The sequence below is a fragment of the Rhizobium sp. Root708 genome, assembly GCF_001429725.1.
Classification (GTDB): Bacteria; Pseudomonadota; Alphaproteobacteria; order Rhizobiales; family Rhizobiaceae; genus Rhizobium.
Genome location: NZ_LMHV01000007.1, coordinates 219,765 through 232,682, shown reverse-complemented (window position 1 = coordinate 232,682; position 12,918 = coordinate 219,765). Strand labels below are relative to the sequence as shown.

General features: G+C 61.8%; 15 protein-coding genes. 14 read left to right on the top strand and 1 reads right to left on the bottom strand.

Annotated elements, in window-relative coordinates; genetic code table 11:
• Together cobO and ASE04_RS08035 are read left to right on the top strand one after the other, a co-directional pair.
• Positions 1 to 633, top strand: coding sequence for a cob(I)yrinic acid a,c-diamide adenosyltransferase (gene cobO, locus ASE04_RS08040; protein WP_056814715.1), 633 nt, complete (start codon positions 1 to 3; stop codon positions 631 to 633).
• Entirely contained in the window at positions 633 to 1,058 is a 426-nt protein-coding gene (locus tag ASE04_RS08035) for an EamA family transporter (RefSeq protein WP_056814712.1), read from the top strand. The genes cobO and ASE04_RS08035 overlap by 1 nt, the downstream gene beginning before the upstream one ends.
• Before the next feature lie 23 nt (positions 1,059 to 1,081).
• On the opposite strand, the gene ASE04_RS08030 is transcribed toward ASE04_RS08035, so the two are convergent.
• On the bottom strand, positions 1,082 to 1,867 hold the full coding sequence (locus ASE04_RS08030) for a TSUP family transporter (RefSeq protein WP_056814793.1): 786 nt from the start codon (positions 1,865 to 1,867) through the stop codon (positions 1,082 to 1,084).
• A gap of 99 nt (positions 1,868 to 1,966) precedes the next feature.
• On the opposite strand from ASE04_RS08030, the gene ASE04_RS08025 reads away from it, so the two are divergent.
• The 12 genes from ASE04_RS08025 to ASE04_RS07970 all read left to right on the top strand — a co-directional run bounded on the left by ASE04_RS08025 (position 1,967) and on the right by ASE04_RS07970 (position 12,917).
• Positions 1,967 to 2,386, top strand: a complete 420-nt coding sequence (locus ASE04_RS08025) for a cobalamin biosynthesis protein (protein ID WP_056814710.1) — start codon at positions 1,967 to 1,969, stop codon at positions 2,384 to 2,386.
• Positions 2,387 to 2,457: 71 nt separating this feature from the next.
• Positions 2,458 to 3,408, top strand: coding sequence for a nucleoside hydrolase (locus tag ASE04_RS08020; RefSeq protein WP_056814707.1), 951 nt, complete (start codon positions 2,458 to 2,460; stop codon positions 3,406 to 3,408).
• A gap of 171 nt (positions 3,409 to 3,579) precedes the next feature.
• Positions 3,580 to 4,422: a uroporphyrinogen-III C-methyltransferase gene (gene cobA / locus ASE04_RS08015; protein WP_056814704.1), complete on the top strand. Its 843-nt coding sequence runs from the start codon at positions 3,580 to 3,582 to the stop codon at positions 4,420 to 4,422.
• Positions 4,419 to 5,726 carry a cobyrinate a,c-diamide synthase gene (locus ASE04_RS08010; protein ID WP_056814700.1) on the top strand — a complete coding sequence of 436 codons (1,308 nt, stop codon included), beginning with the start codon at positions 4,419 to 4,421 and terminating at the stop codon, positions 5,724 to 5,726. The genes cobA and ASE04_RS08010 overlap by 4 nt, the downstream gene beginning before the upstream one ends.
• Entirely contained in the window at positions 5,723 to 6,724 is a 1,002-nt protein-coding gene (cobD, locus tag ASE04_RS08005) for a threonine-phosphate decarboxylase CobD (protein ID WP_056814697.1), read from the top strand. Before ASE04_RS08010 ends, cobD begins: the two co-directional genes overlap by 4 nt.
• On the top strand, positions 6,721 to 7,701 hold the full coding sequence (gene cbiB / locus ASE04_RS08000; RefSeq protein WP_056814695.1) for an adenosylcobinamide-phosphate synthase CbiB: 981 nt from the start codon (positions 6,721 to 6,723) through the stop codon (positions 7,699 to 7,701). Before cobD ends, cbiB begins: the two co-directional genes overlap by 4 nt.
• Positions 7,702 to 7,801: 100 nt before the next feature.
• On the top strand, positions 7,802 to 8,230 hold the full coding sequence (locus ASE04_RS07995; RefSeq protein ID WP_056814692.1) for a L,D-transpeptidase: 429 nt from the start codon (positions 7,802 to 7,804) through the stop codon (positions 8,228 to 8,230).
• Between the two features lie 160 nt (positions 8,231 to 8,390).
• On the top strand, positions 8,391 to 8,669 hold the full coding sequence (locus ASE04_RS07990; RefSeq protein ID WP_056814689.1) for an acyl carrier protein: 279 nt from the start codon (positions 8,391 to 8,393) through the stop codon (positions 8,667 to 8,669).
• Between the two features lie 115 nt (positions 8,670 to 8,784).
• Complete coding sequence (locus ASE04_RS07985) at positions 8,785 to 9,267, top strand: 3-hydroxyacyl-ACP dehydratase FabZ family protein (protein ID WP_056814685.1); 483 nt, start codon at positions 8,785 to 8,787, stop codon at positions 9,265 to 9,267.
• Positions 9,264 to 10,460 (top strand): beta-ketoacyl-ACP synthase, encoded by a 1,197-nt coding sequence (locus tag ASE04_RS07980; RefSeq protein WP_056814682.1) that lies wholly within the window; start codon positions 9,264 to 9,266, stop codon positions 10,458 to 10,460. The genes ASE04_RS07985 and ASE04_RS07980 overlap by 4 nt, the downstream gene beginning before the upstream one ends.
• Before the next feature lie 10 nt (positions 10,461 to 10,470).
• Complete coding sequence (locus ASE04_RS07975; protein ID WP_056814679.1) at positions 10,471 to 11,757, top strand: beta-ketoacyl-ACP synthase; 1,287 nt, start codon at positions 10,471 to 10,473, stop codon at positions 11,755 to 11,757.
• Between the two features lie 131 nt (positions 11,758 to 11,888).
• The gene (locus ASE04_RS07970; RefSeq protein ID WP_056814790.1) at positions 11,889 to 12,917 is read left to right on the top strand and encodes a zinc-binding dehydrogenase; all 1,029 of its coding nucleotides are present in this window, start codon (positions 11,889 to 11,891) and stop codon (positions 12,915 to 12,917) included.
• Position 12,918 lies beyond the last annotated feature (1 nt).

Below are 12,918 nucleotides of genomic sequence, written 5' to 3'. Positions count from 1 at the left end.
ATGACCGACGAAACCACCGAAGCCGCTGGCCACGACGACGCCCGCCACGCCGAGAAGATGGCGAAGAAGAAGGCTGCCCGCGACAAGATCATGGCGTCAAAGACCGATGAGAAGGGCCTTGTCATCGTCCATACCGGCAAGGGCAAGGGTAAGTCGTCGTCCGCTTTCGGAATGATCTTCCGGCATATCGCGCACGGCAAGCCTTCGGCAGTCGTGCAGTTCATCAAGGGCGCGATGTGGACCGGCGAGCGCGACCTGATCGAAAAGCACTTCTCCGACATCTGCCAGTTCCACACCATGGGCGAGGGCTTCACCTGGGAGACGCAGGATCGCGCTCGCGATGTGGCCGCCGCCGGTGCTGCCTGGGAGAAGGCGAAAGAGTTGATCCGTGACGAGCGCAACTCCATGGTGCTGCTCGACGAGATCAACATCGCGCTTCGATATGATTACCTCGATATCAACGAGGTGGTGGAGTTCCTGAAGAACGAGAAGCCGTATATGACTCATGTCGTCCTCACCGGGCGCAACGCCAAGGACGAACTGATCGAGATCGCCGATCTCGTCACCGAGATGGAGCTGATCAAGCATCCGTTCCGCTCGGGCATCAAGGGGCAGCCGGGCGTGGAGTTCTGATGACACAGAGCTGGATTTTCTGGGCGGTGCTCTCGGCGGCTTTCGCCGCGTTGACGGCGATCTTTGCGAAGATCGGCGTTGCCGGCATCAATTCCGATCTCGCCACCCTGATCCGCACCGTCGTTATCGTCGTCATCATCAGCGCCATTGTCGCGGCAACCGGGCAATGGCAGCCGTTCGCCAGCATTTCAGGCAAGACGTGGCTGTTTCTCTGCCTTTCGGGAGCCGCGACCGGCGCTTCCTGGCTTGCCTATTTCCGCGCGCTCAAGATCGGCGATGCCGCCCGCGTCGCGCCGATCGACAAGCTTTCGATCGTTCTTGTCGCGGTTTTCGGCGTCGTTTTCCTGGGTGAGAAACTCAATCTTTTGAACTGGCTCGGCGTGGGCCTGATCGCCAGCGGGGCGCTATTGATCGCTCTGTTCTAGGCAATACTACCGCCAGGCGCTGCTCAGATCCCCAGCCAAACGCGGATCGGATTGGTGGGGTCGGCCAGTAGCTTGATGGTGAAGGCGATGCACACGATCACGAGCAGCGGCTTGATCAGGCGCGCGCCGGTGCGCATGGCGAGGCGCGAGCCGAGTTGCGCGCCCAGGAACTGGCAGACGCCCATCATCAGGCCGATCTTCCACAGCGTCGCTCCAAAGGAAATGAAGACGACGAGCGCTCCGATGTTCGAGCCGAGATTCAGCATCTTGGTGTGAGCGGTCGCCTTCAGCATGCCGAAGCCGGCAAGCGAGACGAAGGCAAGCATCAGGAACGAGCCGGTGCCCGGCCCGAAGACGCCGTCGTAAAAGCCGATGGCCGGAACGAGGGTGAGGCCGAAGACGAAGGGCGTCATGCGCCGGTGCTTGTCGACGTCATCCAGGTTCGGCTTGAAGGCGAAATAGAGCGCAATCGCGATCAGCAGGACCGGCATGATGCCTCGGAGCACGCTGCCGGGTACGATCGTTGCCAGGGCCGCACCCAGCGCGCCGCCCACTACGGCCATCAGCGCCATCGGCAGCTGTTGCTGAAGATTGACATGGCCCTTTCTGGCGTAGGCGATAGTCGCCGAGGCGGCGCCGAATACCGACTGAACCTTGTTGGTGCCGAGCGTCTGAAGAGGTGGAATACCTGCGATCAGCATGGCGGGAACAGTAATCAGACCGCCGCCGCCGGCGATGGCATCGACAAAACCGGCAAAAAATCCCGCTGCTGCCAGCAGGACCAGAAGATGGGGGGCAATATCGGACAAGACGAATGACTCTGGAAGGCGAATGGACGGTGCATGTTGCATTTCCCTTTCCGGGCTGCAATGGCTTGCGGGTCACAGGAAGTCATCATTCGTATCCACATGAACAAGGTAGAATTCGACGATAGGCGCAGGTTCGTGCTGGGCCTCGGTTGCGAACGGGGGGCTTCGCCGGAGGAGGTGCTGGCGCTCGCCAGATCTGCCCTGGAGAAGGCCGGAATCGCGGCTGACGAGGTCGCCGCTGTGGCTTCGATAGCGGCGCGCGCCGAGGAACCGGCAATTCTGAACTTGGCGCGGAGCCTTGCGGTATCGGCATTCTTCTTCGAAGCTGATGTGCTGGAGCGTGAAACGCCGCGCCTTGCCAACCCCTCCGAGGTCGTCTTCAAACTCGTCGGCTGCCACGGTGTTGCCGAGTCCGCGGCGCTTGCTGCAGCAGGCGTTGCGGGGGGCCTCGTCCTGCCGAAAATCAAATCGTCGCACGCTACGGCTGCCATTGCAAAGACGGTGTTGCAGAAAGAGTAACCGGCGTTATGTTGGCCGGCCTTGTGGCACTGCAACGCGGTCCGCAACAATGAAAGCGATAAGGAACATCCATGCAAAAGGTCATCTATGATACGGATCCGGGCGTCGACGATGCGATGGCGCTGCTGTTTCTGCATCGTCATCCCGACATCGACTTGATCGGAATCACGACGGTTTTCGGCAATGCATCGATCGAGACGACCACGCGCAATGCGCTGTTCCTCAAGCGTGAATGGAATATTGCGGCGCCCGTTGCGAAGGGTGCAAGCGTCACCATCGATCCTTCCCGCAAGGAAGGCATGTGGCCGACCTTCGTGCATGGCGATAACGGCCTCGGCAATATCGACGTGCCGGCGACGATCGATCTGCCGCTCGATCCGCGTCCTGCCTACCGCTTCATCATCGAAACCGTCCGCGCCAATCCGGGCGAGGTGACCCTTGTCGCGGTCGGTCGAATGACCAATCTCGCGCTTGCGCTGAAGGAAGACCCTGAGATTGCCGGCCTCGTCAAGCAGGTCGTCATCATGGGTGGAAACTTCTATGTGCCGGGCAACGTCACGCCCGTGGCGGAAGCCAACATTCACGGCGACCCCGAGGCTGCCGACATCGTCATGACCGCCCCGTGGAAGGTCGTCGTCATCGGTCTCGACGTGACCGCGATCACCACCATGAGCCGTGGCTTCCTCGGTGACATCGCCAAGAACGGCGACGATGCGGTGAAGCTGCTCAACGACCTCTCGCAGTTCTATATCGATTTCTACAAGCATGCCGTCGAGGATGGCATGATGGTGCATGACAGCTGCGCCTGCGTTTACGTCGTGGCACCGGAACTCTTCACGTCCGTCACCGGTGCGGTTCGTGTCGTTTGCGGCGGCATTGCCGATGGGCAGACGATCGTGAAGCCCGACGCACGGCGGTTCCCGCCGGGCGACTGGGATGGCTTGCCGAGCCAGATCGTCTGCACGGGAATCCAGTCCGACAAGGTGCTCGATCTCATCCGCACGACGCTGCTGAACGCCTGAGCAGGATACTCTTCGCGACAAGGCATTGACCGAGTCAGGCCAATGCCTTGTCCGCCGATCCTCATGTTCTGAATCCGGTCCTTCACGCCTGGATATCGTTTTGCCGAAGAGGCTGATTTCGTGAAGTCCGTTGGCGTTGACCTCGGGACGAGGTGGGCATAGATCATCGAAATGATCGAAGCTGCGCTTTCCAACCTTCCCGCAATCGAACCCGGCAGCGTCTGGCTGGTCGGTGCCGGCCCGGGCGATCCCGGTTTGTTGACGCTGCTGGCGGTGAAGGCGCTCCGCGATGCCGATGTCGTGGTTCATGATGCGCTGGTGGACGAAAACTGCCTGAAGCTGGCACGTCCGGACGTGCTGCTCGAATACGCCGGAAAACGAGGCGGCAAGCCCTCCGCCAAACAGCGCGATATTTCTCTTCGCCTCGTCGAACTGGCGCGGATGGGAAAACGTGTGCTGCGTCTGAAAGGCGGCGATCCGTTCGTCTTCGGAAGAGGCGGGGAAGAAGCGCTGACGCTGGTCGAGCATAATGTGCCGTTCCGCATCGTCCCCGGCATCAGCGCCGGCATTGGTGGGTTGGCCTATGCGGGCATTCCCGTCACACATCGCGACATCAATCATGCGGTGACGTTCCTGACCGGACATAATTCTTCCGGTCTGGTCCCGGATGCCATAAACTGGAACGCAATCGGCAAAGGATCGCCGGTTATCGTCATGTACATGGCCATGAAGCATATCGCGGAAATCAGTGCGAACCTGATCACTGCCGGACGTTCCCCGTTGGAGCCGGTGGCTTTCGTTTGCAGCGCGGCGACCGAAAACCAGCGGGTGTTGGAGACGACGCTTGGCGAGGCTCCCGCTGCCGTAAAGGCATCCGGCCTTGAGCCGCCCGCCATCGTGGTCGTCGGCGAGGTCGTTCGCCTCAGGGGATCGCTCGATTGGCTTGGTGCAATGGCGGGACGTAAGCTGCAACCTGATCCGTTTCGGCAATCGGACAGCAAGGAGACGGCATGAGTGGTCTATTGATTGCGGCCCCGTCCTCCGGGTCGGGAAAGACGACTGTCACGCTCGGGCTGTTGCGCGCCTTGCGGAAGCGCGGGGTGGCGATCGCACCGGGGAAGGCGGGTCCTGACTATATCGATCCGGCTTTTCACGCGGCTGCCAGTGGCGTCGCCTGTCTGAACTTCGATCCATGGGCAATGAGACCGGAGCTTATCGCGGCGAATGCGACGCTGCATCGTTCGGGCGACCGGCTGCTGGTCATCGAGGCAATGATGGGACTGTTCGACGGCGCGGCCGACGGCCGGGGCACCGCCGCTGATCTTGCTGCGATGCTCGGGCTTTCCGTGGTTCTCGTGGTGGACGCATCGCATATGTCGCAATCCGTTGCGGCGCTGGTCGCGGGGTTTGCCGGATTCCGGGCGGATGTCAGGGTGGCGGGCGTCATTCTCAACAAGGTCGGCGGCGAGCGGCACGAAATGATGCTCCGCCGCGCGCTCGAAGCCATTCGCATGCCGATCATCGCAGTGGTTCGTCGCGACAACGCGGTTGCCCTGCCGGAACGCCACCTTGGTCTCGTCCAGGCGGGCGAGCACCAGGCGCTCGAAAACTTCATCGAACATGCCGCCGAAGCCGTATCGGAGGCCTGCAATTTCGAGTTTCTGCTTCGCGTGGCGCGACAGGGGCTCAACAAGCCCTCGACCGCCAATATCGCGCGCCTGCCGCCGCTCGGCAGCAGGATCGCGGTTGCGCGCGACATCGCATTTGCATTCTCTTACGAGCATATGCTTCTCGGCTGGCGCCGTAGAGGAGCTGAGATCACGTTCTTTTCGCCGCTGGCCGACGAAGCGCCGGAACGGACCGCAGACGCCATCTACCTGCCGGGCGGCTATCCCGAGCTGCATGCCGGTCGCATTGCCGCTGCGTCGACGTTTCGAGCCGGGGTGTTGCGGGCAGCCGAAAGCGGCGTGCGGATATACGGCGAGTGCGGCGGGTATATGGTGCTCGGCGACGGGCTGATCGATGCCGGCGGTGAACGGCACGAGATGCTCGGTCTTCTGCCCTTGGTCACCACCTACCAGGATCGCAAGCGTCACCTCGGCTACCGCCGGGTTTCGCCGCTGAACGGCTCATTCTTCGAGCAGCCGATGACCGCGCACGAGTTCCACTATTCCGCCGTGGCGGCTGAGGGCGAGGCCGATCGACTTTTCCAGGTGCGGGACGCCCTCGACAATGACCTCGGCAGCGCCGGGCTTCAGCGCGGGCAGGTGGCCGGTTCCTACATGCACCTGATCGATCTTGCGGGCGAAGCGGCATGAATGCGCCGATCGTCCATGGCGGCGGGATCACGGCCGCCGCACTGCTCTATGGAGGGCAGCCGGAAGACTGGCTGGACCTGTCGACCGGCATCAACCCGCACCCGGTTGCGGTGCCTGACATCTCGGTCAGGGCGTGGCATCGCCTTCCGGATGCACATCTCGCCGCCGCCGCCCGCGAGGCAGCCCGGGATTACTACGGCAGCGGCCCGATCCTGCCGCTGCCGGTACCCGGGACGCAGTCGGTGATCCAGTTGCTGCCGCGCCTTGTCCAGGCGGGCGAACGCGTCGCCATCCTCGGGCCGACCTACGGCGAATATCAACGTGCATTCGCATCCTCGGGCCACGCGATCGATATGGTCGCCAACCTCGAAGAGATTGACCAGCGGCACGCGCTGGCCGTTGTCGTCAATCCCAACAATCCTGATGGCAGAACGTTCGAGGTAGCTCGGCTTGCCGCTCTCGCTCAGCGCTTGGCCAGATGGAGTGGCGTTCTTGTCGTCGATGAAGCGTTCGGGGATGCTGAGCCTCACGGCAGCATTGTTCCAGAGCTCGCCGGATCCGCAAACGTCGTGGTGTTTCGCTCTTTCGGCAAATTCTTCGGCCTTGCCGGTCTGAGGCTGGGCTTCGTCGTTGCGTCACCAGAGGTTCTCGACAGGTTCGAGGGCTGGCTCGGGCCCTGGGCGGTGTCCGGCCCGGCTCTTTCCGTCGCCGCGTCGCTTCTGCGTTCTGATACGACTGCCATCAGGCAGGCGATCGCGGAGCGCAGCCTGGCTTTGCACGGGACGCTGCAGGCGAGCGGTCTCCGGATCGTCGGCGGAACGAGCCTGTTTGCGCTTGTCGAGCACAATGCTGCCGACCGTTTGCACGCACATCTTTGCCGATCCCGGATCCTTGTCCGGAAGTTCGACTATGCACCCAACTGGCTTCGCTTCGGGCTTGCAGCGGATGCTGCGGGCGATGCGAGGCTTCTGGAGGCTCTTCAGAGTTACAACGCATGACGTTTGAACTGAATCTTCTCGTCCTGGTCCTCGCACTGCTCCTCGACCGGATCGTCGGCGATCCGCCCGCCCTATGGGCTCAGGTGCCGCATCCGATCGTGTTGTTCGGCCGTGTCATCGGGTGGTTCGAGGGATGGTTGAACCGGAGCACCCTGACCAAGAGGCAGAAGCGGCGCAACGGTATCCTGTGCATTGTCCTGCTGCTTCTGGCGAGCGCGCTTGTCGGTCTCGCCCTCCATTGGTTCTTCGCGCTGTTCGGGCTCGCTGGAATATTGCTCGAGGTGGTATGTGCAACCGTGTTTTTCGCGCAGAAGAGCCTCGGCGACCATGTCGATGCCGTGGCGGCGGGGCTGAAGGAGGACGGATTGCAAGGCGGGCGGCATGCCGTATCGATGATCGTCGGACGCGACCCCGAAACGTTGGACGAGCCTGCCGTTTGTCGCGCAGCGATCGAAAGCCTGGCGGAGAATTTCTCGGATGGCGTCGTCGCGCCGGCGTTCTGGTATGCGGTTCTCGGCCTGCCGGGGCTTTTCGCCTACAAGATGCTGAATACGGCGGACTCGATGATCGGTCACAAGACCGAGCGCTACATCGATTTCGGCTGGGCTTCGGCCCGGCTCGATGATCTGGCCAATTGGCCGGCCGCGCGCCTGTCCATCGCCTTGATTGCCGCAGGTGCCTGGTTGCGGCGTGGCAGCGATGCCTGCCGGGAGGCGTTCCGTATCGCCATGCGCGACGGCGGCCTACACCGGTCGCCGAACTCCGGTCGCCCGGAAGCGGCGATGGCCGGGGCGCTGAACGTCCAGCTTGCCGGCCCAAGGGTCTATTCCGGAGTTGTGGTGATGGAGCCGATGATCAATGGGGCAGGACGGGATACGGCAACGGTCGGTGATATCGAGGATGGCCTGTCGGTCTTCTACGCCAGTTGCTCGGTGCTCGCCTTCATCATCCTGGCTCTCTTCGTCTTTCTTCTGTAATTGATGTTATTCTCTTGCTTACCATGATCTTTAAGCTCCTGTAATTTTTCAGGAAATACGTTCCTTTCTGTTGGGTCGTCGAATGAGACGGAGAGGGACAATGAAGACTATACTTGTGGGAGCGGCGGCAATTCTTCTGCTGCAGCTGTCTGCCGCCGATGCAAGCGCTTCGACGCTGGTCGCCCAGATCAGCATCGGGGACCAGACGATGACCGTCAGCGAGAACGGCTTCGTGAAATACCGCTGGAAGGTCTCGACGGCTCGTCGCGGTTACGTCACCCCGGTCGGTTCCTGGAGCGCCAAGTGGCTTTCCCGCGATCACCGTTCCAAGAAGTACGACGATGCACCGATGCCCTACGCGGTGTTTTTCAACGGCGGATACGCCGTGCATGCCACATTCGATCTGAAGCGGCTCGGCCGGCCGGCGTCGCATGGCTGTGTTCGCCTTCATCCCGAGAATGCCGCGCAATTTTTCACCATGACCCGCCAGGCGGGGCTTGCGAATACCCGCGTCGTCATCACCAACTGATTGGTGACCCAGCTAATGGCACTCGCTCGCGCACAGCGGGCCTCCATGCTGTTTGAGCAACAGTGGAGTTGCAAATTGCGCCTTGCAACAAGCGAAGGCATTGGCTTTTGAAATGGATTTGCCTATGAGGGGGTAAATTCTCATCTCAAGAGGTACAGGCGTGACCGCTACATTCGATAAAGTTGCCGACATCATTGCAGAGACGAGCGAGATCGATCGCGACACGATCACGCCGGAAAGCCATACGATCGACGACCTCGGTATCGACAGCCTCGACTTCCTCGATATCGTTTTTGCGATCGACAAGGAATTCGGCATCAAGATCCCGCTCGAAAAGTGGACGCAGGAAGTCAACGAAGGCAAGGTTTCCACGGAAGAATACTTCGTGCTGAAGAACCTCTGTGCCAAGATCGACGAGCTGCGCTCCGCCAAGGCCTGATCGGCACAACCAACTTTTTTATCCGCCCTGCCGCCCTTCATCATGGCGGCCGGGCGGTTTTGTTATTAAGTAGGCCTAGCCGCCGGGTTTGGTGCTCGTGTGGCCGGAGGATCCGATGCTGCTGGAATACTTCCAGATGATTGACCGTATCGAGGCGGTCGACCTTCAGAAAGCAACGCTCAGGGCGCGTTCCGTCGTGCCCGCGAAGAGCCCTGTGTTCGAAGGTCATTTTCCCGGCATGCCGCTTGTACCAGGCGTGCTTCTTATCGAGACCATGGCGCAGGCGTCCGGCATGCTTGTGCTTGCCGTGACCAATTTTGCCGCGATGCCGTTTCTGATGACGGTCGACGGCGCCAAGATGCGCACGTTTGTCGAGCCCGAAGCGGTGCTGGATATCGAGGCCGTGCTGGAGCACGACGGATCCGGATTCGCCGTTACCAAGGCGAAGATCACGAGCGCCGGCAAGAAGGTTTGCGATGCGCAGCTCAAGCTTCGCACCATGCCCTTCAGCGAAGTGCCGCTCGGAGATATCGTCAAGAAACGAGCCGGCGAGGTCGGGCTTTTGGATGCGATCGCTGCGCAAGGAGTGAACGGATGAGCAAGGCTCATAATGATGTCGTTATCACGGGCGTCGGCATTGTCACATGCCAGGGCGTCGGCAAGGATGCGCATGTCGCGTTGCTGACGGCCGGCGAGGCGCCGAAGCCTGTCGTCGAGACCGAAAAGTTTAAGCCCTACCCGATCCATCCGTTGCCGGAAGTCGATTGGTCGCAGCAGATCGCCAAGCGCGGCGACCAGCGACAGATGGAAAACTGGCAGCGCATCGGCGTGTTCGCCGCCGGCCTCGCGCTCGACGATGCGGGTTTCAAGGATAATGCCGAAGCCTGCGGCAGCATGGACATGATCGTTGCTGCCGGCGGCGGCGAGCGTGACATCAACGTCGATACGATCATCGTCGACGAAGGCCTGAAGCGCAACGATCGCGAAGTGCTGCTGAACGAGAAGCTGACGACCGAACTGCGTCCGACGCTTTTCCTCGCGCAGCTCTCGAACCTGCTAGCCGGCAATATCTCGATCGTGCACAAGGTGACCGGATCCTCGCGAACCTTCATGGGAGAGGAAGCCGCCGGTATTTCAGCCGTTGAAACCGCGTTCTACCGGATCAAGTCCGGAGAGTCGTCGCATGCGCTTGTCGGCGGTGCGTTTTCGGCCGAGCGGCTCGATATGGTGCTTCTCTTCGAAGCGATCGGCTCGCATTCGCGCGACGAATGGAAGCCGCTCTGGTCGCGTGAAGACGGCGGGATCATTTCTGGATCGGTTGGTGCGTTTCTGGTGCTTGAATCCCGCGCCCATGCTGAAGAGCGGGGCGCGCATATCTATGGGACGATCTCGTCCATCGAAGGCGATCGCGGCAATCGCAATGCCGGCAATTTCGAGCACCGCCTTGAGCGCCTGCTTGAGCCGACGGATGGGTTGGCAGCCGAAAGCACGGCAATCTTTTCCGGCTCCACTGGCATGCCGGAACTCGCGCAGCGCGAGAAGGCCGTTCTCGAGCGCCAATTGCCGGGTGCCGCGATCCGCGGCTTCGGCGGGGTGACCGGGCACGGCATGGAGGCGCACTTCACGCTCGGGCTCGCTCTCGCGGCGCTCGCTGTCGACAGCAAGGCCGTCATCCCCCAGTTCGACCCGGCCCATGAGAAACCGATGACCGCGCCTACAAAGGCTGCGATCGTCACTACGGTCGGTCACCAGCGCGGCGAAGGCGTCGCGGTTCTGTCCGCGGAAGCGTGAGGAGAGAGCAATGAAAGATTCTGCTTACAAGGATCATCTCGGGCGCCCGATCGTCGCCGTTACAGGCGTTGGCATCATCACCTCGCTCGGCCAGGGATTGAAGGACAACTGGGCGTCGTTGACGTCGGGCAAGTCCGGGATCCACGACATCAACCGGTTCCCGACCGACGGACTTTCGACGCGTATTGCCGGCACCGTGGATTTCATCGACGTTCCGGCCGACAATGCTGTCGAGCGCTCCTATGCGTTCGCGCGGGAAACGACGATCGAGGCGCTTGCCGACGCCGATATCTCCGGCGATTTCAACGGTCCGCTGTTTCTTGCCGCGCCGCCGATCGAGCCCGAATGGAACGCGCGTTTCGAACTTGCGGACCGCTCGCCGCCGGCCGCTCATCCGGGCGATGCCTATGAGCGTTTCCTGGCGGCCATGCGCCAGCGCACTGATCCGGCCTTCCATGAGGCGGCCCTGTTCGGCGCCATCTCGGAGCGGCTTGCGGACAGGTTCGGTACACGCGGTCTGCCGGTGACGCTGTCGACGGCGTGCGCTTCGGGTGCAACGGCGATCCAGCTCGGCATCGAGGCGATCCGTCAGGGCCGCACTAACCGTGCTCTGGCCGTCGCCACCGACGGATCGGTCAGCGCGGAGGCGTTGATCCGCTTTTCGCTGCTTTCGGCCCTGTCGACGCAGAACGATCCGCCGACCAAGGCCTCGAAGCCGTTCAGCAAGGATCGCGACGGCTTTGTCATCGCCGAAGGTGCTGCAACACTGGTTCTGGAATCGCTGGAATCGGCCATCGCACGTGGGGCCAAGATCCTGGGTATCATGAAGGGCGCCGGTGAAAAGGCGGATTCGTTCCACCGCACGCGTTCCTCGCCAGATGGCGGCCCGGCGATCGCAACGATCCGCGCAGCCCTCGCGGATGCCGGCATGAACGAAGACAGCATTGGCTACATCAACGCTCACGGCACCTCGACACCGGAGAACGACAAGATGGAATATGCTTCCATGCTGGCGGTTTTCGGCGAGCGTCTTGCCTCGATCCCGCTGTCGTCGAACAAGTCGATGATCGGCCATACGTTGACCGCCGCAGGCGCCGTGGAGGCAGTCTTCTCGCTGCAGACGATGCTGACCGGCACGCTGCCGCCGACGATCAACTACAACACGCCTGACCCGACGATCGTGCTCGACGTCGTACCGAACAAGAAGCGTGACGGACAGGCGAACGCGGTGCTGTCGAATTCCTTCGGATTCGGCGGACAGAACGCCAGCCTTGTCATGGCGCTGGAACCGGCTTAATCGGTTTTCGATCGTAGCTTGAGAAACAACTGGTGCTGTGTCCGCCGCCCTCGCGGTTGCGACGCGGGTGCAGCGCCCATTCATAAACTGCGCGTCGGCGTCGGCCGATGCGCTTGCCCAAGGACTTCGCCATGCGCGCTTTGCAACTGATCGACGACCGCAAACTTGAGATCACCGATCTGCCCGAGCCCGATGCTCCGGCTGCCGGTGAGGTGACGCTGCGCGTCAAGGCCGTCGCCCTGAACCACATCGACGTCTGGGGCTGGCGCGGCATGGCCTTCGCCAAGCGCAAGATGCCGCTGGTGATCGGTGCCGAAGCGTCCGGCGTGGTCGAAGCGATCGGCCCGGGCGTCGCGAACGTCCTGCCGGGACAGCTGGTGTCGATCTACGGCGCGCGCACCTGCGGCCTCTGCCGTCCGTGCCGCGAAGGCCGCGACAATCTTTGCGAACATGTCTCCGGCGTTCATGGCTTCCATCTCGATGGCTTCGCGCAGGAAAAGGTCAATCTACCCGCGCGTCTTCTCGTGCCGGCTCCTCCCGGTGTCGATGCGATCGGGGCCGCGCTGGCTCCCGTGACCTTCGGAACTGTCGAGCACATGCTGTTCGATAACGCCAAGCTCGAGCCCGGCGAAACCATCCTCGTGCATGCCGGCGGTTCCGGTATCGGCACGGCTGCCATCCAGCTTGCCAAGAAGATCGGCTGCACCGTCATCACGACGGTCGGCTCCGACGACAAGATCGAGAAGGCGAAGGCACTCGGCGCCGATCACGTCATCAACTACCGCACAGACCGTTTCGAGGGCGTTGTCCGCAAGCTCACCAAGAAGAAGGGCGTCGATGTTGTTTTCGAACACGTCGGCAAGGACACCTGGGCCGGCTCGATGCTGTGCATGAAGCGTGGTGGCCGCCTGGTTACCTGTGGTTCGACGTCGGGTGTCTCGACCGAGATGAACCTGATGATGCTGTTCCAGCAGCAGCTGAAGCTCTTCGGTTCGTTCGGTTGCCGCATGGAGAACATGGCGGACGCCATGCAGAAGATGGGGCGCGGCCTGGTGCATCCTGTTATCGATACAGAGGTCAGCTTCGACGACATCGATCGCGCGCTCGAGCGCATGGAAACGCGCCAGATCTTCGGCAAGATCATCCTGAAGATGGACTGAG

Coding starts and splice junctions, on each gene's coding strand:
- cobO (WP_056814715.1), top strand. CDS start 1: ATGACCGACGAAACCACCGAAGCCGCTGGCCACGACGACGCCCGCCAC.
- ASE04_RS08035 (WP_056814712.1), top strand. CDS start 633: ATGACACAGAGCTGGATTTTCTGGGCGGTGCTCTCGGCGGCTTTCGCC.
- ASE04_RS08025 (WP_056814710.1), top strand. CDS start 1,967: ATGAACAAGGTAGAATTCGACGATAGGCGCAGGTTCGTGCTGGGCCTC.
- ASE04_RS08020 (WP_056814707.1), top strand. CDS start 2,458: ATGCAAAAGGTCATCTATGATACGGATCCGGGCGTCGACGATGCGATG.
- cobA (WP_056814704.1), top strand. CDS start 3,580: ATGATCGAAGCTGCGCTTTCCAACCTTCCCGCAATCGAACCCGGCAGC.
- ASE04_RS08010 (WP_056814700.1), top strand. CDS start 4,419: ATGAGTGGTCTATTGATTGCGGCCCCGTCCTCCGGGTCGGGAAAGACG.
- cobD (WP_056814697.1), top strand. CDS start 5,723: ATGAATGCGCCGATCGTCCATGGCGGCGGGATCACGGCCGCCGCACTG.
- cbiB (WP_056814695.1), top strand. CDS start 6,721: ATGACGTTTGAACTGAATCTTCTCGTCCTGGTCCTCGCACTGCTCCTC.
- ASE04_RS07995 (WP_056814692.1), top strand. CDS start 7,802: ATGAAGACTATACTTGTGGGAGCGGCGGCAATTCTTCTGCTGCAGCTG.
- ASE04_RS07985 (WP_056814685.1), top strand. CDS start 8,785: ATGCTGCTGGAATACTTCCAGATGATTGACCGTATCGAGGCGGTCGAC.
- ASE04_RS07980 (WP_056814682.1), top strand. CDS start 9,264: ATGAGCAAGGCTCATAATGATGTCGTTATCACGGGCGTCGGCATTGTC.
- ASE04_RS07975 (WP_056814679.1), top strand. CDS start 10,471: ATGAAAGATTCTGCTTACAAGGATCATCTCGGGCGCCCGATCGTCGCC.
- ASE04_RS07970 (WP_056814790.1), top strand. CDS start 11,889: ATGCGCGCTTTGCAACTGATCGACGACCGCAAACTTGAGATCACCGAT.